Source organism: Spirillospora sp. NPDC048819 (assembly GCF_040650055.1).
GTDB lineage: Bacteria > Actinomycetota > Actinomycetes > Streptosporangiales > Streptosporangiaceae > Spirillospora.
On sequence record NZ_JBEZGN010000005.1, the window covers coordinates 86,761 to 107,557 of the forward strand.

14 protein-coding genes are annotated in these 20,797 nt (G+C 70.2%); 9 read left to right on the forward strand and 5 right to left on the reverse strand.

Features of this window, described 5'->3' with window-relative positions:
* Nucleotide 1 precedes the first annotated feature (1 nt).
* Nucleotides 2–1,957, forward strand: a complete 1,956-nt coding sequence (locus tag AB0C35_RS09815; protein WP_358452579.1) for an acetoacetate--CoA ligase — start codon at nt 2–4, stop codon at nt 1,955–1,957.
* Here the strand turns inward: AB0C35_RS09815 and AB0C35_RS09820 are convergent.
* On the reverse strand, nt 1,947–2,543 hold the full coding sequence (locus tag AB0C35_RS09820) for a hypothetical protein (protein WP_358452581.1): 597 nt from the start codon (nt 2,541–2,543) through the stop codon (nt 1,947–1,949). The genes AB0C35_RS09815 and AB0C35_RS09820 overlap by 11 nt on opposite strands.
* A gap of 239 nt (nt 2,544–2,782) precedes the next feature.
* Here AB0C35_RS09820 and AB0C35_RS09825 point away from each other — a divergent pair, with 239 nt between their 5' ends.
* Nucleotides 2,783–4,408: a serine/threonine-protein kinase gene (locus AB0C35_RS09825; RefSeq protein WP_358452582.1), complete on the forward strand. Its 1,626-nt coding sequence runs from the start codon at nt 2,783–2,785 to the stop codon at nt 4,406–4,408.
* A 241-nt stretch (nt 4,409–4,649) separates the two neighbouring features.
* Nucleotides 4,650–9,491 carry an NAD-glutamate dehydrogenase gene (locus AB0C35_RS09830; protein WP_358452584.1) on the forward strand — a complete coding sequence of 1,614 codons (4,842 nt, stop codon included), beginning with the start codon at nt 4,650–4,652 and terminating at the stop codon, nt 9,489–9,491.
* Between the two features lie 42 nt (nt 9,492–9,533).
* Here the strand turns inward: AB0C35_RS09830 and AB0C35_RS09835 are convergent, their stop codons facing one another.
* From AB0C35_RS09835 to prfB, 3 genes are all read right to left on the reverse strand, one after another.
* Nucleotides 9,534–10,244: a hypothetical protein gene (locus AB0C35_RS09835; protein ID WP_358452586.1), complete on the reverse strand. Its 711-nt coding sequence runs from the start codon at nt 10,242–10,244 to the stop codon at nt 9,534–9,536.
* Nucleotides 10,245–10,778: 534 nt separating this feature from the next.
* The gene (locus tag AB0C35_RS09840) at nt 10,779–11,648 is read right to left on the reverse strand and encodes a hypothetical protein (RefSeq protein WP_358452588.1); all 870 of its coding nucleotides are present in this window, start codon (nt 11,646–11,648) and stop codon (nt 10,779–10,781) included.
* Between the two features lie 421 nt (nt 11,649–12,069).
* Nucleotides 12,070–13,176: a peptide chain release factor 2 gene (gene prfB, locus AB0C35_RS09845; RefSeq protein ID WP_358452590.1), complete on the reverse strand. Its 1,107-nt coding sequence runs from the start codon at nt 13,174–13,176 to the stop codon at nt 12,070–12,072.
* 206 nt (nt 13,177–13,382) lie between these two features.
* Here prfB and AB0C35_RS09850 point away from each other — a divergent pair, with 206 nt between their 5' ends.
* Nucleotides 13,383–14,441 carry a hypothetical protein gene (locus tag AB0C35_RS09850; RefSeq protein ID WP_358452592.1) on the forward strand — a complete coding sequence of 353 codons (1,059 nt, stop codon included), beginning with the start codon at nt 13,383–13,385 and terminating at the stop codon, nt 14,439–14,441.
* 24 nt (nt 14,442–14,465) lie between these two features.
* Here the strand turns inward: AB0C35_RS09850 and AB0C35_RS09855 are convergent, their stop codons facing one another.
* Entirely contained in the window at nt 14,466–14,651 is a 186-nt protein-coding gene (locus tag AB0C35_RS09855) for a hypothetical protein (RefSeq protein ID WP_358452594.1), read from the reverse strand.
* A 413-nt stretch (nt 14,652–15,064) separates the two neighbouring features.
* Between AB0C35_RS09855 and ftsE the strand changes: the two genes are divergently transcribed.
* The 5 genes from ftsE (at nt 15,065) to AB0C35_RS09880 (ending at nt 20,670) form a co-directional block, all read left to right on the forward strand.
* Nucleotides 15,065–15,754 carry a cell division ATP-binding protein FtsE gene (gene ftsE, locus AB0C35_RS09860; RefSeq protein WP_021597771.1) on the forward strand — a complete coding sequence of 230 codons (690 nt, stop codon included), beginning with the start codon at nt 15,065–15,067 and terminating at the stop codon, nt 15,752–15,754.
* Between the two features lie 216 nt (nt 15,755–15,970).
* Nucleotides 15,971–16,876, forward strand: a complete 906-nt coding sequence (gene ftsX, locus AB0C35_RS09865; RefSeq protein ID WP_358452596.1) for a permease-like cell division protein FtsX — start codon at nt 15,971–15,973, stop codon at nt 16,874–16,876.
* A 63-nt stretch (nt 16,877–16,939) separates the two neighbouring features.
* Nucleotides 16,940–18,181: a S41 family peptidase gene (locus AB0C35_RS09870; protein WP_358452598.1), complete on the forward strand. Its 1,242-nt coding sequence runs from the start codon at nt 16,940–16,942 to the stop codon at nt 18,179–18,181.
* A gap of 62 nt (nt 18,182–18,243) precedes the next feature.
* Nucleotides 18,244–18,735, forward strand: a complete 492-nt coding sequence (gene smpB, locus AB0C35_RS09875; RefSeq protein WP_358452600.1) for an SsrA-binding protein SmpB — start codon at nt 18,244–18,246, stop codon at nt 18,733–18,735.
* A gap of 54 nt (nt 18,736–18,789) precedes the next feature.
* Nucleotides 18,790–20,670 (forward strand): penicillin-binding transpeptidase domain-containing protein, encoded by a 1,881-nt coding sequence (locus tag AB0C35_RS09880; RefSeq protein ID WP_358452602.1) that lies wholly within the window; start codon nt 18,790–18,792, stop codon nt 20,668–20,670.
* The last annotated feature ends 127 nt before the right edge of the window (nt 20,671–20,797 follow it).

Sequence of the window (20,797 nt, forward strand, 5' to 3'; positions counted from 1 at the left end):
GATGACCCGTGAGGTTTCTGAGGGTGCGGCGCTGTGGGAGCCGTCGGACGAGGTCGTCGCGAACGCGCGGGTGACCCACTTCGTCCACTGGCTGTGGGACCGGGGCGTCCTCACGGAAACCTACGACGACCTGTGGCGCTGGTCCGTCACGGAGGTCGACGCGTTCTGGGACGCGATCTGGTCGTATTTCGAGGTCGTCGGCGAGCGCGGGGACGGCCCCGTCCGGACGGGCGGGCCCATGCCGGTGGACGGGCTGAAGTGGTTCCCCGGCGCGACCCTCAACTACGCCGCGAACGCGCTGCGCCGCGCGGAGGAGACCCCGGACGCCACCGCGGTGATCTTCCGCTCGGAGGCGGGCGGGCATCGCGTGCTGTCCTACCGCGAGTTGGCCATGCATGTCGCGGAGGTCCGCGCGGGTCTGGCCGACCTGGGCGTTGGCAGAGGGGACCGGGTCGCCGCCTACGTTCCGAACATTCCCGAGGCGCTGATCTGCTTCCTCGCCACGGCGTCGCTCGGCGCGGTCTGGTCGTCGTGCTCCCCTGACTTCGGGTCCTCGTCGGTGATCGACCGGTTCGCGCAGATCGAGCCGAAGGTCCTGATCGCCGTGGACGGCTACGCCTACAACGGCAAGCGGTTCGACCGGCGCGGGATCGTCGCCGAGATCGAGGCCGCGCTGCCGAGCCTGGCCGCCACCGTCCTGATCCCCTACCTCGACCCGGCCGCGACCCCGGACGGCCTCCGCGTGGGCCTGCACTACGGCGAACTGCCCCGTTCCGGGCACGACACCCCGGAGTTCGAGGACGTCCCGTTCGACCATCCCCTGTGGGTCGTCTACTCGTCCGGCACCACCGGCCTGCCCAAGCCGATCGTCCACGGCCACGGCGGCGTCGTCCTCGAACACCTCAAGGCCCTGTCGTTCCATCAGGACCTCGGCCCCGAGGACGTCTTCTTCTGGTTCACCACCACCGGCTGGATGATGTGGAACTACCTCATCGGCGGCCTGCTGGTGGGCTCCACCGTCGTCATGTACGACGGCGCCCCCCTCGACCTGTGGACGCTCGCCGCCGACAACGGCGTCACCTACATGGGCGTCGGCGCGCCCTACCTCACGGCCTCGGCCAAGGAAGGCCGCCGCCCCGGCGAGGAACACGACCTGTCGGGCCTGCGCGGCATCGGCTCCACAGGGTCCCCGCTTCCGCCCGAGGGCTTCGCCTGGGTGTACGACGCCGTCGGCAAGGACCTGCTGCTCGGATCGTTCTCCGGAGGCACCGACCTGTGCACCGGTTTCGTCGGCCCGTCGCCCCTGCTGCCGCTGCGCGCCGGCGTCATCCAGTGCCGCGGCCTCGGCGCCAAGGTCGAGGCGTTCGGCGACGACGGCGAACCCGTGGTGAACGAGGTCGGCGAACTGGTCATCACCGAGCCCATGCCGTCCATGCCGGTCCATTTCTGGAACGACGAGGGCGGCGAGCGCTACCGCGAGTCGTACTTCGACATGTACCCGGGCGTGTGGCGGCACGGCGACTGGGTCAAGATCCTCCCGGACGGCGGCTGCGTCATCTACGGCCGGTCCGACTCCACGCTGAACCGCGGCGGCGTCCGCATGGGCACGTCCGACTTCTACCGCGTCGTCGAGGCGTTCGAGGAGATCACCGACAGCCTCGTCATCGACACCGGCCGCCTCGGACAGGAGGGCCGCCTGCTCCTCTACGTCCAGCTCGCCGAGGACGCGACCCTCACCGACGACCTGCTCGGCGGGCTCAAGCGCGAGATCCGCTCGTCGCTGTCACCCCGGCACGTCCCGGACGAGATCCACGCCGTCCCCGGCATCCCCCGGACGCTGTCGGGCAAGAAGCTGGAGGTCCCCGTCCGCAAGATCCTCCAGGGCACCCCGGTCGACAAGGCCGCCAACCGGGACTCCATGGCCAACCCGGAGGTCCTCACCCACTTCACCCCCTAGATCTCGCGGCGTAGGCGAGGATGTCGCCGCGGCGGTAGAGACGGCGGACCTTGCCGCCGCCGAGGGGTTCGACCCTGGCCGGGTCGGGCCAGCCGGCCGGCGGGCGTCTGGGGTAGACGGTGACGCTCGTCTGGGCCAGACCCAGAATGCGGGCGGCGTCGGCGAGAGTGACGAGGTCGTCGGGGTCTTCGCCGGGCGGACGTTCCTCATACGCGGCGAACCATGCCGTCCAGGCGGCCTCGTCCCAGTAGAGGGCCTTGCCCGAGCGGTGCGCGACGTCGGGGTGGCCGTTGGACGCGCGGTCGGCCCAGAGCTGCTTGAGGCGGTGGCGGCTCACGTTGTGCCGTGCGGCCAGCTGGTCGCGGGTGACCAGGCCCGGCGGGACGGTCCCGGAGCCGCGGGCGGCGTACCAGCGGTCCCAGGCCCCGGCGTCCCAGGCGAGCTGGGAGCCGACCGTCCCGGCCGGTTCCGGGTGGCCGTTGGACGCGCGCTCGCGGAACCATTTCTCCAGCGTGCTGCGCCCCAGCCCGTGCGCCTCCATCAGTTCGGCGCGGGTGTAGACGCGGCGGCCATCGAGCAATGTCATGGCGTCCAGTCTCGCTTGTGTGACATGTTGGTCGGCTATATCGCTGGGGAATGTGACGGCATTAAGGTTGGCTCCCGGCCAAAATGTGTCCGTACGAGAGCGGTGGGTTAAATCACGCCGTATTGATCCATGACCGGGTGAACTTCCCATGAGTCTCGGGCGTCACACTGTCGAAGGGTGATCCGGGCCCATGGCGAGCCGGCGGCGACGGGTCGATCAAGAGAGGGACGGTTCGACGCATGGAGGTTGGGGCGCTGCGGTCCGGTGACCCGGATCGGCTCGGTCCGTACGCCCTGATCGGCCGGGTCGGCGAGGGCGGCCAGGGAACCGTGTTCCTGGGCACCGACGAGGACGGCCGGCAGGTCGCGATCAAGCTGCTGCACGCGGAGCTGACGTCCGACGACAAGGCCCGCGCGAGGTTCCTGCGGGAACTGGAGGTAGCCAAGCAGGTCGCGCCGTTCTGCACGGCCCAGGTGATCGACGCGGACGCGGACGGCGACCGGCCCTACATCGTCAGCGAGTACGTCCGGGGCCCGTCGCTGAACCAGCATGTGCTGGGCGGCGGCCCGCTCGGCGGCGCGGCGCTGGACCGGCTCGCGGTCGGCACCGCGACGGCCCTGTCGGCGATCCACCAGGCGAAGATCGTCCACCGTGACTTCAAGCCGCACAACGTGCTGATCGGCCCGGACGGCCCGCGGGTCATCGACTTCGGGGTGGCACGGGCGATCAGCGGCGGCACCACGCTCACCAGCCGGGTGATCGGCACCCCGTCCTACATGTCGCCCGAGCAGATCGGCGGCGACGAGGTCGGGACGCCATCGGACGTGTTCTGCTGGGCGGCCACCCTGGTGTTCGCGGCGACGGGGGAGCCCCCGTTCGGCCAGGACACCATCCCCGCCGTGATCAACCGGATCCTGCACGAGGAACCCGACCTCGGCGACCTGCGCGGGCCGCTGCGCGAACTGGTGCTCGACTGCCTGGAGAAGGACCCCGCGCACCGGCCGGGCGCCCGGCAGGTGCTGATGCGGCTCCTCGGCCACGAGGAGGCGTCGCCGGCGGCGGCGTCGGCCGCGCCCGCCGCGCCCGCGTCCGGCGGCACCGACGCGACCGCCATGCTCGCCGCCGGTTCCGTCCGGGCCGCGGAGTTCGGCGACGAGGACGAGGTGTTCGAGCCGGACCCGGTGTTCGGCGACGACCCCGTCTTCGACGACGAACCGGCCTTCGGCGAGCAGCCCGGCTTCGTGGACCCGGCGGCGGCCGCCTTCCACGGCGCGGCGGCGGACGACCGGAGCGGTGACGGGCGCGACGTCCCCGGCCTTGACCGCACCGACGCGAGGGGCTCCGCGGCCGGGCCTCTCCCGACGCCCGCGGAGTGGGCCGCCGAGAACACCCATCCCCGCGACCTCGCCCCCGGCGGCAAGAGCGGCGGCGGCCTTCGGCGGACGTTCGCCGGTTCGGGCCGCTCGGCCGTGCTCGCCGGGGCCGCGGCGCTGTTCGTCGCGATCGTGGTGGTCTCCTCCGTCCTCGTCCTCAGTTCCGGCGACCGGGGCAAGGCCGGGCAGAAGGTCAGCGACCCGAGCGCCCCGCCCTCGTCGTCCGTCGCGCCGAGCACGTCGCCGCCGGAGACGAGCGAGGAGCCCGTCCAGCAGCAGCCGGTCACCCCGTCCTACACCCCGTCGCCGGGCAGCGAGACGCCGACGGAGAGCCCGTCGCCGTCCACCACCCCCACCCCGAGCGACACACCGACAGGGCCGACGACGACGCCCACCGTAACGACCACGCCGACCGATCCGACCACCTCGCCGGGCCCGGGGGACCCGGGCGATGAGACGCCGACGCCGCCCCCCGGCGGGGCCGACGGCTGACGCCTCCGGAGACGATCGGAACGGGCGCCGCGAACGCGTTCCGGCCGTCGCAGGGCGTGTCGCGCGGACGCCGCGGCACCGGGTTCGGCGATCTCCCCGGCGGGTGCGGTACGGGCTGGCAGGGTGGGGAAAGCCACGTTGACCTTGCGGCCGGGCAGGTCGGCTTTGCGGCGATTCCTGGCTACGCTGGCGCGTGAGCGGCGCCACAACGAGGTGGCGAAGGGTCTCTAGGGGAGTTTTGATGGGCGGCATGCTCGATCCAGCGAAGGACGACCTGCTCCGGCGGGCCGCGGAGACGTGCGCGGGGCGCCCGGGGGCGCGCGGTGGAGACGTGGAGGAGTCCTTCGCCTATCTCCGGCTCTACTACCGGCACGTCGCCCGCGAGGATCTGGCCGACCGGGATCCGGCCGACGTCTGCGGTCCCGCGCTGGCGCACCGGGCGCTGGGCGAGGAACGGCCGCAGGGCCGCGCGAAGGTCCGGGTCTTCACGCCGTCGCTGGAGGAGTACGGCTGGGATCCGGGGCACACGGTCGTGCAGGTCGTCACCGACGACATGCCCTACCTCGTCGACTCGGTGACCATGGAGCTCACCCGCCACCAGCTGGCCACCCACCTGATCGTGCACCCGCTGCTGGGCGTGGACCGCGACGTCGCCGGGCATCTGAAGGCGTTCCGCGGCAAGCTCGACAGCGACACCGACGTCGACGAGTCGTGGATCCACATCGAGGTGGACCGCACCAGCGACCGCGCCGTCCTCGAAGACCTGGAGCGCGACCTGCTGCGCGTCCTGCAGGACGTGCGGGTCGCCGTCGAGGACGAGCCGAGGATGCGGGCCCGCGCGGGGGAGATCGCCGCCGCGATCCGGGAGACCGCGCCGCCGCTGCCGGACAAGGAGATCGCCGAGGGCGTCGAGCTGCTCGACTGGCTGTCGGACGGCCACTTCACGTTCCTCGGCTACCGCGACTACACGCTGACCGACGACGGATCCGCACTGCGCCCCGAGCCGGGCACCGGCTTCGGCCTCCTGCGCAGCGACAAGCGCGAGTCCGACAGCTTCGCCGCGCTGCCGCCCGAGGTGCGCGAGAAGGCGACCGAGAAGCATCTGCTGGTCCTCACCAAGGCGAACTCGCGGTCCACCGTCCACCGCCCCCTGTACCTGGACTACATCGGGGTGAAGAAGTTCGACGGATCCGGCGCCGTCATCGGCGAGCGGCGGTTCCTCGGCCTGTTCACCCACGTCGCCTACAGCGCGTCGATCGCGCACATCCCCGTCCTCAAGCGCAAGCTGGAAGAGGTACTGGAACTCGCCGGGTTCACCGCCGACAGCTACGACGGCCAGGACCTCGTCGAGATACTGGAGAGCTACCCGCGCGACGAGCTGTTCCAGATCTCCGTCGCCGACCTGCTGCCGATCGCGCTCGGCGTGCTGCGGCTGCGTGAGCGCCGCCAGCTGAAGCTGTTCCTGCGCAAGGACCTGTACGGCCGCTACATGTCGTGCATGGTGTACCTGCCCCGCGACCGGTACACCACCAAGGTCCGGCTGCGCATCCAGGAGCTGCTGAGGGAGGCGTTCGAGGGCGTCAGCGTCGACTACAGCGCGAACGTCACCGAGTCGATGCTGGCGCGGCTGCACGTCGTGGTCCGCGGCGAGCGCGGCCGTCCGCTGCCCGACGTGGACGTCGCGGACCTGGAGTCCCGCCTCGCCGCCGCCACCCGCTCCTGGGCCGACGACCTGGCCGACGCGATCGTCGAGCAGTGCGGCGAGGAACGTTCCGGGACGCTCGGCCGCCGGTTCGGGGACGCCTTCCCGGAGGCGTACAAGGCCGACTTCCCCGCCCGCACGGCGGTCGCCGACCTGCGCCGCCTCGAAGACCTCAGCGGCGACGCCGACACCTCCATCAACCTGTACGAGCCGTACAGCGCCGAGCCCGGCGAGCGCCGGATGAAGATCTACCGGCTGGGCGAGCCGATCTCGCTGTCGCAGATGCTTCCGCTGCTGCACAACATGGGCGTCGAGCTGATCGACGAGCGCCCCTACGAGATCAACACCTCCGACGGGCAGCGGTTCTGGATCTACGACCTGGGGCTGCGGTACGTGCCGCCCGCCGGCGTCCCCGAGGACTCCATCAAGGGCCTGTTCCAGGAGGCGTTCACCCGGCTGTGGGACGGCGAGATCGAGAACGACGGCTTCAACGCCCTCGTCCTGCACGTCGGCCTCCACTGGTGGCAGGCGATGATCCTGCGCGCCTACGCCCTGTACCTGCGGCAGACCGGCACCACGTTCTCCAAGCGCTACATCGAGCAGGTGCTGCTGCGGAACGCGTCCATCACCCGGCTGATCGTCCGGCTGTGGGAGAGCCGCCTCGACCCGTCGATCGCGGGCGGCGAGGACGAGCGCAGCCCCGGCATCATCGAGGAGATCCAGGGCAAGCTGGACGACGTCGCCAGCCTCGACGAGGACCGCATCCTGCGCGCCTACCTGGCGCTCGTCCAGGCGACCCTGCGCACCAACCACTACCAGGCCAAGCCGTACCTGGCGATGAAGTTCGACCCGCAGGCCATCCCGGACCTGCCGGAGCCCAGGCCGACCTACGAGATCTTCGTGTACTCGCCGAAGGTCGAGGGCGTGCACCTGCGGTTCGGGTCGGTGGCGCGCGGCGGGCTGCGCTGGTCCGACCGGCGCGAGGACTTCCGCACCGAGATCCTCGGCCTGGTCAAGGCGCAGGCGGTGAAGAACACCGTGATCGTCCCGGCGGGCGCGAAGGGCGGCTTCGTCGGCAAGCAGCTCCCCGACCCGTCCGTGGACCGGGAGGCCTGGCAGAAGGCCGGCATCGCCTGCTACACCGACTTCATCTCCGGCCTGCTCGACCTGACCGACAACCTCGTGGACGGCAAGGTCGTCCCGCCGCCGAACGTCGTCCGCCACGACGGCGACGACACCTACATGGTGGTCGCCGCCGACAAGGGCACCGCGACGTTCTCCGACCTCGCCAACAAGGTCGCCGCCGATTACGGCTTCTGGCTCGGTGACGCGTTCGCGTCCGGCGGCTCCGTCGGCTACGACCACAAGGGCATGGGCATCACCGCCCGCGGCGGCTGGGAGTCGGTGAAGTACCACTTCAGCTCCCTCGGCACCGACATCCAGAACGAGGACTTCACGGCCGTCGGCATCGGCGACATGTCCGGGGACGTGTTCGGCAACGGGATGCTCCTGTCGGAGCACACCCGGCTCGTCGCCGCGTTCGACCACCGGCACATCTTCGTCGACCCCGAACCGGACGCCGCGACGTCGCACGCCGAACGCCGCCGCCTGTTCGAGCTGCCGCGCAGCAGCTGGGCCGACTACGACGCCTCGCTCATCTCCAAGGGCGGCGGCGTGTTCCCCCGCAACGTCAAGTCGATCGCGGTGACACCGCAGATCAGCGAGGCCCTCGGCATCGACGACGGCGTGAAGGCCCTCACCCCGCACGAGCTGATCAGGGCCGTCCTCAAGGCGCCGGTCGACCTGCTGTGGAACGGCGGCATCGGCACCTACATCAAGTCGTCCTTGGAGAACCACGCCGACGTCGGCGACAAGGGCAACGACCCCGTCCGGGTCGACGGCGCCGACCTGCGCTGCCGGGTGGTCGGCGAGGGCGGCAACCTCGGCGTGACGCAGCTCGGCCGCATAGAGTTCGCCCGCGGCGGCGGTCTGATCAACACCGACTTCATCGACAACTCCGCCGGCGTCGACACCTCCGACCACGAGGTCAACATCAAGATCCTCCTCGACCAGGTGGTGCGGGACGGGGAGCTGACCGGCAAGCAGCGCGAGGGCCTGCTGTACGAGATGACCGACGAGGTCGGCCGGCTCGTCCTGCGCGACAACTACGCGCAGAACGTGGTGCTCGCCTCGTCCCGCGCGCAGGCGCCCGCGATGCTGCACATCCACGCCCGCTACCTGCGCAAGCTCGAACGGGAAGGCCGGCTCATGCGCCGCCTGGAGTTCCTCCCGGACGACAAGGCGCTCGCCGAACGGCGGCAGTCCGGGCTCGGGCTCACCAGCCCCGAGTTCGCCGTCATGCTGGCCTACGCCAAGCTCGCCCTCGACCACGAGCTCGTCGCCTCCGACCTGGCCGACGACCCGTACCTGGAGTCCTGGCTGGTCGACTACTTCCCGACGCCGCTGCGCGAGCGGTTCACGCACTACATGGACCGGCACCCGCTGCGCCGCGAGATCATCACCACCGCCGTCGTGAACGACCTGGTGAACGCCAGCGGCTCCACGTTCGTGTTCCGGATGAACGAGGAGACCGGCGCGTCCTCGTCCGACATCGCCCGCGCCTACCTGGTCGCCCGCGACGTGTTCGGGATGCCGCGGTTCTGGGAGTCGGTGGAGGGCCTCTCGCAGCAGGTCGCGCAGTCCACGCAGATCGCGATGCTGCTGGAGGCGCGCAAGCTCACCGAACGCGGCGCCCGCTGGCTGCTGCACAACCGGCGGCCCCCGTTCGACATCCGCGAGACCATCGACTTCTTCGGCGGCGGCGCGGCCACGCTGCGCACCCGCCTGTCGAAGCTGCTGGTCGGGCTGGACCTCGCCGCGTTCGAACAGCGCCGCGACGGCTTCGCCGAGCTGGGCGTCCCGGACGAGCTGGCCGAGCAGTGCGCGACGTTCGTCCCCGCGTTCTCCACGTTCGACCTGGTGGGCATCGCCCACGACACTGGCCGTCCGGTGGAGGAGGTCGCCGAGGTCTACTTCGACCTCGCCGACCGGCTGCAGCTGTCCCGGATGCGCGAACGCATCATCGCGCTGCCCCGCGACGACAAGTGGCGTTCGATGGCGCGCTCCGCGCTCCGCGACGACCTCTACACGGCGCACGCGGCGCTCACCCAGGACGTCCTCGTCACCAGCGAGCCGGGCCTGAACCCCGAGGAGCGCATGGTCCACTGGGCGGACAAGAACAAGCCCGCCGTCCAGCGCGCCCAGCAGACCCTCAGCGAGATCTGGGAGAGCGACAGCTTCGACCTGGCGACCCTGTCGGTGGCGCTGGGCGCCATCCGCACCCTGGTCACCGCCAGCTCCCTGCCGTCGACGGATTCCTGACGTCCGCTTGCGGCGTGCCGCCCGAGGACGGCACGCCGCAAGTCAACGAGCCGAGGTGAGCGACACGGACTCGCCCAGGACACGCCCCTTGCCGGACGCGGGCGCGTACCCGATGACGAGCCACTGCCAGCTCGTGCGCAGCGTTCCGCCACCGGCGGCGTCATCGTCCTTCGCCAGGTAGTCGCGGACTTCTTCGGGGAGCGTGGACGCGGTGCCGCCGCTGAGAACCTTCTCCTGCTTCAGCCCGTACCAGACCAGCGAGCCGCCGTCCTTGGTGCGCAGCGCGTAGGAGGAACCGGGCCCGGGCGTGATCGTCCCGGAATCGACCGTCCAGTCTCCCTGCTCCTGGCTGCGGGCGTTGGACGAGTAGACGTCGGGCACCAGAGCGCTCTCGTCACCGTTCTCCAGGTAGTTCGCGTGCGCGGCGGGCAGACCACGGTCGGACGCGGGGATCGCGTACCCCTCCCGGTCATAGGCGAGCTGCGGCGGCCGGCCCTGGAACGTCAACCAGTGCGCCGCGCGCCAGCGCGCGTCCGCCTTGACGAAGATGCCGAGAACCTGCTGCTCCTCGCCCCCGGACCGCTCCACCGCGGCGACACCGAACCACTTGGGCCGGTCGTCCTGCCGGGGGACGTAGAACACCGGGTTGGCCAGCGAGATCTCCGCCGACTTCGGCAGCTTGCCGTAGGTGCGCACCCGAGCGGTGACGGGCGCCTCCAACGCCCCCGTGACCGCGTCACGCCAAAGCCGCACGTCACCGGCAACGATGGCCTTGTTATGCCTGGACACCCACTCATCGAGGACCCGACGAGACTCCTCGGCCGTAATCGCAGGTTCGCCCGAAGGCTTCGCATCGGCCCCGGCATCCGTGCCGCCCCCAGAGCAGCCGGACAACGCGATGGCGAGCGCGGCCAGGGCCACGTGGGAGGCACGGCGCACGACCCACCTCAACGAATGAAATGTCAGTCATGTCGGACTTGTCCGGGTCAGTGTAGACGCACAAACCCCAGCCCCCACCCCAACCACGCAACAACCAAAACCACCGCGATCGCGTCCGAAGGCAGGTTCCAAGCGAAGCAAGAAACCTGATCGCGCAGCGAGCCGCAAGGCGAGTTCGGAGCGATGCAGCGATCGCACCGCAGTTCCCGCCGAAGGAGGGCCCCTAGGGCCCGACGCCAAGGGAACTGCAAAGCAAACACAGCACCGTCGGATGCCGGGCAGGCCCCGCTGCAGCGGTCAGAAGCGCGGGACCGCCCGGCACCCGACGGAGATCGGGAGTTCCTCAGTTCACCGGACGCCGACGGCCTTGCGGTACATGCCGTTGACGGTGGCGCGGCCCTCCGGTGGAACGGTGGCCAGGTACTGCACGAGGACGGTCGTGTCCATCCGCGTCCTGGCGGACCTCGTCGAAGCGAGCCCGACGAGATCACCGCTCACCGCCAGCTTGCCCCGCCGGGACGAGGAGTACGCCTCGTTCTGCTTCAGGACATACCAGACCAGAGCCCCGCGGTCCTTGGTGCGCAGCGCGTGGACGGTGTACCGGGTGGCGGAGAACCTGGACGACAGGGTCACACCCCGTCCCGCCAGGGTCTTCTCGCCCTGCTTCAGCGCCTTGTACGTATCGCTGGTCTTCGGGCCGTCCGCCAGGAGGGACGCGCCCTCCGCGCCGGGCCCCTCGGTCAGCAGCGCCGCGTGCGTCGCGGGCAGCTTCCCGGGTGCGACGGCGAGTTTCTCGGCCTCCGGGCCGACCGGGGTGGCGTAGCCGTCCGGATCGAGCGCCACGCGGCTCAGCGCGGCGTCCGCCGGGTGGGGGTCGGCGGCCAGCAGCCACGGCGCCCCCGCCTTGGCCTGCGTGAACAGCATCGCGTGGCGCACCGCCTGCTGACCCTGGCCGGTGACGGCACCGACGGCGAACCAGTGCGGATAGCCGGTCAGCCGAGGGATGTAGTAGGTCGTTTCCGTGAACTTCAACTTCGGCGGCGGCTGCTTCACGGCACGCCGGAGCTTGAAGGCCGCGGCGTCCATGGTCAGTTGCGGGTCGGTCTCGATGGTGCGCAGCGCATTCGGGTCGAGGCGCCGGCCCGCCCGGTTGGCCGCGTCGGTGTAGGACGCCAGAACCCGTTGAGCCTGTTCCTTGTTCAGCGGAGGCGCCCCCACCGATTTGGCCGGGTCAGCCGACGAGGCGGAACCCGAGCATCCCGCACTCAGGGCCGCTGTGAGCAGGCCGGACGCGAGAAACGTGGCAACGGAGACGGTACGTGCGGGCATTCGGCCCCCCGAATGGTGACGGTGATCCGGACCGTCGACCATCCTCGCAGAGTGACCACGGAGTCACGCTACGAACACAAAAGCCCGCCAAAGATCTTCTGAGCCCCTTGAAGAGCCAAAGACGCACCCACCCCAGCCCCGCAACGACCAAAACCACCGCGATCGCGTCCGAAGGCAGGTTTCGAGCGAAGCAAGAAACCTGATCGCGCAGCGAGCCGCCAGGCGAGTTCGGAGCGATGCAGCGATCGCACCGCAGTGCCCGCCGAAGGAGGGCCCTCCAGGGCCCGACGCCAAGGGCACTGCAAAACAACTACGCCTCTTGTTGGCGCATCCAGCGGATCTCGGCCTCGATGAACTCGTCGATGTCGCCGTCCAGGACCCCGGACGGGTTGCCCACCTCGACGCCGGTGCGCAGGTCCTTCACGATCTGGTACGGGTGCAGCACGTAGTTGCGGATCTGCGTGCCCCAGCTGCTGGTGCCCTCGCCGCGCAGCGCGGACATCCTCTCCGCCTCCTCCTGGCGCTTGCGCTCCAGGAGCTTGGCCTGCAGGACGTTCATCGCCGTGGCGCGGTTCTGGATCTGGCTGCGCTCGTTCTGGCAGGACACGACGATCCCCGTCGGGATGTGGGTGATCCGCACCGCCGAGTCGGTGGTGTTGACGCCCTGCCCGCCCGGCCCGGACGACCGGTACACGTCGACGCGCAGTTCGTTCTCGTCGATGTCGACGTGGTCGCTCTGCTCCACCACCGGGACGACGTCCAGCCCCGCGAACGACGTCTGCCGGCGGCCCTGGTTGTCGAACGGGGAGATCCGGACCAGCCGGTGGGTGCCGTGCTCGCCGCGCAGCGTCCCGTAGGCGTAGGGGGCCTTCACCGTGAACGTCGTGGACTTGATCCCGGCCTCTTCGGCGTAGGACGTCTCGTAGACCTCGGTCGGGTAGTTGTGGCGCTCCGCCCACCGCAGGTACATCCGCTGGAGCTGCTCGGCCCAGTCTGCCGCGTCCACCCCGCCGGCCTGCGCGTTGATGGTGACCAGCGCCTCCCGGGCGTCGTACTCGCCCGACATGAGGGTGCGGACCTCCAGTTGCTGGACGGCCTTCCGCAGCGCCGCCAGCTCATCGTCCGCCTCGGTGCGGGTCTCGGCGTCGTCCATCTCCTTGGCGAGCTCGTACAGGGTGGCGGCGTCGTCGAGGCGCTGCCGCAGGGTCTCGACCCTCCCCAGCTCGCTCTCCAGGTACGACAGGCGGCGCGTCACCGACTGGGCGCGCTCCTGGTCGTTCCACAGGTCAGGGTCGGCCGACTGCTCGCGCAGCTCGGCGATGTCGCGCCGCATGCCGTCGAGGTCCAGCACCTGCTCGATGCTGGTGAGTGTCGAGCCGAGCTCCTTGAGCTGCTCTTCGGGTTCGATGCCTGCCACGCTCCCGAGCCTATCGCCGTCCGGGCACTACAATGCTCACCGCCGTCGCGGCGGCACCCGCGGGCGTCCGCGTACGCCGATCCGCCATGTACGCCGATCCGCGTCGGACGGGAGCGCACGGCCAATATCATGTAGGTGGAAGAATCACGGGCCGAGGAAGCCGGCCGGGGAGCGGCCGGTGGGGACATCGGTCCGGGGGATGGTCTGTGCAGAGGTTCACGCGGGTGATCGCGGCCGGGGTGCTGCTCATCCTGGCGGTCACCGTCGTGGGCTGCGCCGAGGGCAAGACGGAGGCGCGGCCCAGCGCCGCCATGCCCACGACGTCCCCGCCCGAGCCGGTCGCGCTGACCCCCGAGGTCGCGGAGCGGGCGTTCCGCTCCTATGTCACCGACGAGGACGTGGCCAGGGCCGCCGGCGACGAGCGGCTGGCGCTGACCTGGACGTCCGACGGCCAGTCCCAGCTCACCGCGGCCGAGTTCCGCGAGGCCGCCTACGACGGCGACCCGGTGCGCCGATTCGACTATGACGAGCCTGAGCTGTACGTCCCGAAGCTCAAGGACGCCGCGTATCCGCAGTGGTTCCTGGCGTCGGTGGACCGCTCGGTCCTCGGCAAGCGCAAGAGCGGGCACAAGGTGCTGATGGCGTTCATCCTGCGCGGCCCGTCCGACGACTGGAAGCTCACGCTCGCGACCGTCATGCAGCGGAAGACGAAGGTCCCGGAGGTCGCGATCGACGACGACGGTTACGCGGAGGCGCTCGGCAAGGACGACACGTCCGTCCTGATCCGTCCCCGCGACGTCATCGGAATCCACGCGACGGTCGCCGCGGAGGGCGGAGGCAGCGTCGCCGCCAAGGTGATGAAGTCCGGCGCCGTCACCACCGGTTTCTACAAGGACGCCAAGCGTGACAAGAAGGAGGCGAAGGAGGACGACCTCACGCTCGAGGTCGTCCACACGGCCACGCCGTTCCCCTACTTCGGGCTCCGGACGGAGAACGGCGGCGGCCTGATCGTCTACTCGCTGTTCCGCAACACCTCGCTCATCGCCAAGGACCCAGACACGCCCAAGCCGGAGATCCCGGAGGAGGCGGAGCACCTGCTGGACGGCACCGTCGAGGGGAACCAGGTCGACACGGCCTCGACCCTGCACTTCGCGGCGTACGACCCTCCGCGCGTCAAGAAGGGCAAGCAGCCGAAGGCGCACGTCATCGCCGAGGAGGGCGCGATCTCCAAGGCCGCCACCCCGCCGCTCGACAAGGAGCCCTGACGCGGGTCCGGCCCGGGCACGGCTTCAGCCGTAGACGCGCTGCAGCACCAGCGCCGCGAACAGCAGGGCGACGAGCGCCGCGAGGACGAGGGCGGGCGAGCCGTACATACCGTGGCGGTGCAGCTCCGAGCGAGCCTCGCGGCACGTGGGGCAGCGCCCCTCCACCACCGGGTTCGCGCACTGAGCGCAGATCAGATGTTCGCAGCTCATGTGGTGGGCCCCAATCTCCGAGAACGGCACGCGGGTCCGTGCGGGGAAGCGTCGACCTGTCCGGCGTCCGCCGACCTATTAGGTATCTTTCGCCATCATCCAGCGTAGCCGGACTGTATGGTCGTTCCGGCAAGTCCGGGAGCTTGACGGTATGAAACGGCCGGACGTCGGGAGACGGTTCACATGGCACTGATCGGACGGCACGCGCTGTTCGGGCGATGTGACCGCCCCGGGCCCACCCATCATGCCGAGTGGGACGAGACAGTTGACCGTCCCCTCTACACTGCTCGAAGGCTCCGCGTCCCGCCTGGTCGCGGAACCGGGCGGCGCAGTCGCGCGGGCACGGACGATTCCGTGGATCGCGGGCCGGGCCGCTCCCCAACCCCGAGAGACCGAACCGCCGTGATGCAGCCGTGATCCATTTCGACAACGTCACCAAGGTCTATCCGAGCCAGAACCGGCCCGCCTTGCAGCACGTGAACGTCGCCATCGAAAAGGGCGAGTTCCTGTTCCTGGTGGGTCCGTCCGGCTCCGGAAAGTCGACCTTCCTGCGCCTCATCCTGAAGGAGGAGCGTCCTTCCCAGGGTCACGTGCACGTGGCGGGCAAGGACCTGAGCAGGCTGAGCAACTGGAAGGTGCCGCACCTGCGCCGCAGGATCGGATGCGTCTTCCAGGACTTCCGCCTCCTGCCCAACAAGAACGTCTTCGAGAACGTCGCGTTCGCCCTCGAGGTGATCGGCAAGCCGAGGCGTTTCATCGGCAAGGTCGTCCCCGAGGTCATCGACCTCGTCGGCCTGGAGGGCAAGGCCCACCGGATGCCGGACGAGCTGTCCGGCGGCGAGCAGCAGCGCGTCGCCATCGCGCGGGCGTTCGTCAACCGGCCGATGATCCTGCTGGCCGACGAGCCGACGGGCAACATCGACCCCGCGACATCGATCGGCATCATGAAGGTGCTGGACCGGATCAACCGGACCGGCACCACCGTCGTCATGGCCACCCATGACGCCGCGATCGTCGACGCCTTCCGCAAGCGCGTCGTCGAGTTGGAGGACGGACGCGTCGTCCGCGACCAGTCGCGCGGTGTGTACGGGCAGGCCTACTAAACGTGTTCGCCGGAGGGTGCGGGAGATCGTCCGCCCGCGATGACCCGGGCCGGGGCCCGGTCCCCTCCATGGCACTTCCATCTGAACCATCGATTCCTGCCGGGTCGTACGACACCCCGAAGGCCCAAAGGTAGGAAAGCCCCGCATCGGGCCCGCGTTCCAACGCGGGACGGCCCAGGCGTCCGGCGGGACACAGGCGATCAAGGACAGCGAGGCATGCGCGTACAGTTCGTTCTCCAGGAGATCTGGATCGGTCTCCGCAGGAACATGACGATGACGATCTCTCTCGTCATCACCGTCGCCATCGCCATGGCGCTCTTCGGCACCGGTCTGCTCCTCAGGGAGCAGGTCGACTCGTCCAAGAGCTACTGGTACGACAAGATCGAGGTCTCGATCTTCCTGTGCGCCAAGACGAGCTCGAATCCCAGTTGCCAGAAGCAGGACGTCACCGATCAGCAGCGGCAGACGCTCAAGGCGCAGCTGGAGAAGATGCCGCAGGTCTCCGCGGTCGAGTATGAGGACAAGCAGCAGGCGTACGAGAGGTTCAAGGACCGCTTCGCGGGTTCGCCCGGCTTCGTCGAGAGCACCCGCGAGGGTGACATTCCCGACTCGTTCCGGGTCAAGCTGCAGAACCCCGAGGAGTACAAGGCGGTCGCGCAGGCGATGCTCGGTCAGAAGGGCGTCGACACGGTGATCAACGAACAGGAGATCCTGAAGCGGTTCTTCCGGATCCTCAACGGCCTCCAGGTGGCCGCGCTGACGATCGCGCTGATCCAGGTGATCGCCGCGGTGATGCTCGTCGGCAACACCGTCCGGCTGTCGGCGTTCAACCGGCGCCGTGAGACCGGCATCATGCGGCTCGTCGGCGCGTCCAACACCTATATCCAGATGCCGTTCATCCTGGAGGGGGCCATCGCCGGCCTGATCGGCGGGGTCTTCTCGGCCATCCTGCTGGTGTTCAGCAAGAAGCTGCTGATCGACAGATTGGCGGGGGACGTTCAGCTCGTCAGCCAGCTCGGCTGGAGCAAGGTGATAGCAGTCATCGTCCTCTCGATCTGTTTCGGCGTGCTGCTGTGCGCGGTCGCGTCGTTCCTCACACTGCGCAGATACCTGAAGATCTGACGTGGTGACCGGATCCGGCGGAAGCGCCGGATCCGGCGGCTCACCTCGTCCTACACTTGCCGCATGTTCCGGTGCGTGCCGCTCCCGGGGAGGCGGCCCCGGCGCCCCCCCGAAGACCGGAGGGCCGGGCGCCTCCTGCGCGGCACCGCCGTCGCGACCGCGATCGTCTGCGCCTACGGGGCGGGCGTCGTGAGCGGCTCGGGCCCGCGACGGCACACCGCCGCCGCGGACGGGTCGATCCTCAACGAGGCGGCGGCGAAGATCGGCAGGCATGCGGCGGAGCCGGTCGGCCGTGCCGAACTCGACCGCGCCGCCGTCCAGGGCATGCTGGACGCCCTCGACGACAAGTGGGCGCGCTACTACTCCGCCCGCGAGTACGACGACGTCGAGGGACGTCTGAACGGCCACTACAGCGGTGTCGGACTGTGGCTCGGCGGCGGCGACCGAGGCGAGGACGGCGGCGGACGCGGCGGCCGGGTGCTGGTCGCCAGCGTCCAGCCGGGGACCGCCGCCGCGCGCGCGGGCGTGCGGGCCGGCGACGTCGTCACCGGCGTCGGGAAGGCGTCCGTGGAGGGCTGGGGCGTCGAACGCGTGGCGGAGGCGCTGCGGGGACGTCCCGAAGAGGCCGTCGAACTAACCGTGGAACGCGACCATCGAACAAAGCGGTTCCATCTCGTCCGCACACCCGTCTCTGGAGGAGACGTCACCGTGACCGATCTCCCGGAGCATGCGCGGCTGATCCGGATCGGTGCCTTCACACGCGGCACGGGACGGCAGGTCCGCGCGGCCGTGGCCGGTGAGTCGCCGCCCGGCCGTCCCGAGGGCGGCGTCCTGCTGGACCTGCGCGGCAACCCGGGCGGCCTCCTGGACGAGGCGGTCGAGACGGCCTCGGCGTTCCTGCGGAGCGGCCCCGTCGTGACGTACAGGCCGCGTGGGAGGCCCGCCCAGAATCGCGTGGTCACCAAGCCCGGCGATGCGAAGACGCCGCTCGTCGTGCTCGTCGACGCCGGCACCGCCAGCGCCGCCGAGGTCGTCGCCGGATCCCTCCGCGACCGCGACCGCGCGGTGATCATAGGATCGCGTACGTACGGGAAGGCCTCGGTGCAGGAACCCATCACGCTCGCCGACGGGTCGGTCATCGAGCTGACCGTCGGTCGCTACCGGACCCCGAGCGGCCGTAACCTCGACGGGGTGGGGATCGAACCCGACGTTGCGGTCTCCGCCGACCGCCCGCCCACAGTGGCCGAGCAGCGCGCCCGGACGGTGCTGCGCGGCCTGAACGCGACAGTGCCGGGCAACGAGTGAACGGCCGGGCGACGACGTGAACCGCCGGGCAACGACTGAGACGCCGGACAAGGACTGATGACGTGGCACGCGACACCGGGCGCAAGAAGGACACCGGGCGCAAGCTCATCGCCCAGAACAAACGGGCCCGCTACGACTACCACATCGACGAGACGTGGGAGGCGGGCATGGTGCTGATGGGCACCGAGGTCAAGGCCCTGCGGGCAGGACGCGCCTCCCTCGCCGACGGCTACGCGCACGTGATGGACGGCGAGGTCTGGCTGGAACACGTCCACATCCCCGAGTACACGCAGGGGACCTGGACCAACCACGCGCCGCGCCGGCGCCGCAAGCTGCTGCTGCACAAGCGCGAGATCCAGAAGATCATCGCCAAGTCGTCGGAGCCGGGCTGGACGCTGATCCCGCTCGCGCTGTACTTCAAGGACGGCAAGGCCAAGGTCGAGATCGGCGTGGCCCGTGGTAAGAAGTCCTACGACAAACGCCAGGCCATCGCCAAGCGGGAAGCCGACCGCGAGATGCAGAAGGCGGCGGCGGCCCGGTTCAGGAGACGGTGAAGGGTGTCGATGACGAATCGAGGCCGGAGGCGGAGGACCGGCGGGATCCGGGCGATGCGACGCCGGGCGATCGCGCTGACGGTCTGCGGCGCCCTCGTCGCGGGCATGACGACCGGGTGCTGGGCCGAGCGCTCCGCGCTGCCCGCCGTCCGCGACTTCCTGATCGCCTGGCAGGTCGGCAACTACGAGGCCGCGGCCGGCAACACCGTCGGCGTCGACAAACAGCAGGTCGAGGACGCGCTCAGCCGGGTCCGCCAGCAGCTCGACGCCGCGTCCCTGCGGCTGTCGCTCGGCACCGGCGTCGCCGACAGCGACGTCGACCAGATCATCAAGAAGGGCGACGAGGCCGACGCGCGCTTCACCGTGAAGATCGACCTCGGTGAGAACGGCCAGCCGTGGGAGTACCCCGGGCTGATGCACCTGCGCCGCGTCGGCGGGCAGTGGAAGGTCGTCTGGACCCCCTCGATCATCCACACGAGCCTGAAGCCCGGGCAGCGGCTCGCCGTGGTGACCGACGAACCCGAGCGCGCCCCCGTCACCGACACCCACGGCCGTTCCCTGATGCGGGAGGTCGGCGCCTACGACATCGGGGTGTTCCCCGGGCAGCTCGCCGACCCGAAGAAGACCCTCGACCTGCTCGCCAAACAGGCCGTCATCGACGGCGGCCACCGGCTGGACGCCGAACGCCTCCTCGGCCGCGTCCGCTCCGCCCCGCCGCAGGACTTCCTGCCGCTGCTGACCCTGCAGGTGCCCGCGCACAACGCGCTCGTCAGGCGGCTGGCCAACATTCCCGGGCTCAAGTTCAACGGCGTCAGGGCGCCGATCGCCGCAGCCTACGCGCCCGAGCTGATCGGCAGCCTCGGCCCCGCCACCGCCAACCGCCTCCAGCAGGTCGGCGCGCCCTACCAGCCGGGCGACACCATCGGCGTCAGCGGCGTCCAGCTCCTCCAGCAGCGCCGGCTCGCCGGCACGCCCACCGTCCGCGTCGTGGCGCAGGACGAGACCGGCAAGAACACCGAGGAACTGCGCTCCTGGGAAGGCCAGCAGCCCCAGGAAGTCCAGACCACTCTCGACCCCTCCTTCCAGCGCAAGGCCGACAACGCGCTCGCGGGCCTGCGGCACCCGGCGTCCATGGTGGTGCTGCGCCCCAGCACCGGCGAGGTGCTCGCCGTGTCCAACCACGGGACGAGCGGGCGGAACCTCGCGTTCGAAGGCAAGTACCCGCCCGGGCTGACGTTCGGGATCGTGTCCGCCGAGGCCCTGTTCTCCCGGGCCGACATGAACCAGAACACCGAGACCACCTGCCCCGGCAACGTCACCATCGGCACCGAGACGTTCACCAACCGGGCCCGTCCGGACGGTTCCTTCGCCAGCCACTTCGCCGCGTCCTGCAAGACGACCCTCGCGCAGCTCAGCACCAAGCTGGACGCGCAGACCCTCGTCAACGAAGCCGCCCAGCTCGGCATCGGCAAGAGCTGGGGCCTGACCGTCCCCGCCTTCACCGGCTCCGTGCCGACCCCCGCCAACGACGGCGAGAAGGCCGCCACCATGATCGGTGAAGGCAGGGTCCAGGTGAGCCCCCTCGCCATGGCCCTCGTCGCCGCCGCCGCGCAGAACGGCACCTGGAAGCCCCCGTACGTCCTCAAGGACATCCCGAAGACCGTGCAGGCGCCCCCGCCCCAGAACCTCCAGCCCGAGTCCATCGCGAGCCTCAAGAAGGTCCTCGGCCTCACCGCGTCCCACGGCAACGCCCGCGGCGTCCGCGTCTCCGGCGACGTCGTCGGCGTCGCGGCCCTCACCACCTACCGGGACGGCGACCGCAACAGGACCGTCTCCTGGTTCGTCGGTTCCAGCGGCGACCGCGCCTTCGCCATCGCCGTCGAAGGCAGCGTCAACACCCGTGAGATCGCCGCCAAGTTCCTCCGCGGCCGCTGACCGAACCACCCGCCCGACCAGGCACGTGACGACTTTGTGATCTCTTTACACCGGCGGGGCAACCAAGCCGCCGCCCCCGAGCGTCTTTACGGGTGACTGAGATCCCGCTTGGGGGGTTGCGGACTCA

Excerpts from the sequence above, each read along its gene's own strand:
- AB0C35_RS09815 (WP_358452579.1), top strand. The coding sequence starts at position 2 with ATGACCCGTGAGGTTTCTGAGGGTGCGGCGCTGTGGGAGCCGTCGGAC.
- AB0C35_RS09820 (WP_358452581.1), bottom strand. The coding sequence starts at position 2,543 with ATGACATTGCTCGATGGCCGCCGCGTCTACACCCGCGCCGAACTGATG.
- AB0C35_RS09825 (WP_358452582.1), top strand. The coding sequence starts at position 2,783 with ATGGAGGTTGGGGCGCTGCGGTCCGGTGACCCGGATCGGCTCGGTCCG.
- AB0C35_RS09830 (WP_358452584.1), top strand. The coding sequence starts at position 4,650 with ATGGGCGGCATGCTCGATCCAGCGAAGGACGACCTGCTCCGGCGGGCC.
- AB0C35_RS09855 (WP_358452594.1), bottom strand. The coding sequence starts at position 14,651 with ATGAGCTGCGAACATCTGATCTGCGCTCAGTGCGCGAACCCGGTGGTG.
- ftsX (WP_358452596.1), top strand. The coding sequence starts at position 15,971 with ATGCGCGTACAGTTCGTTCTCCAGGAGATCTGGATCGGTCTCCGCAGG.
- AB0C35_RS09870 (WP_358452598.1), top strand. The coding sequence starts at position 16,940 with ATGTTCCGGTGCGTGCCGCTCCCGGGGAGGCGGCCCCGGCGCCCCCCC.
- AB0C35_RS09880 (WP_358452602.1), top strand. The coding sequence starts at position 18,790 with ATGCGACGCCGGGCGATCGCGCTGACGGTCTGCGGCGCCCTCGTCGCG.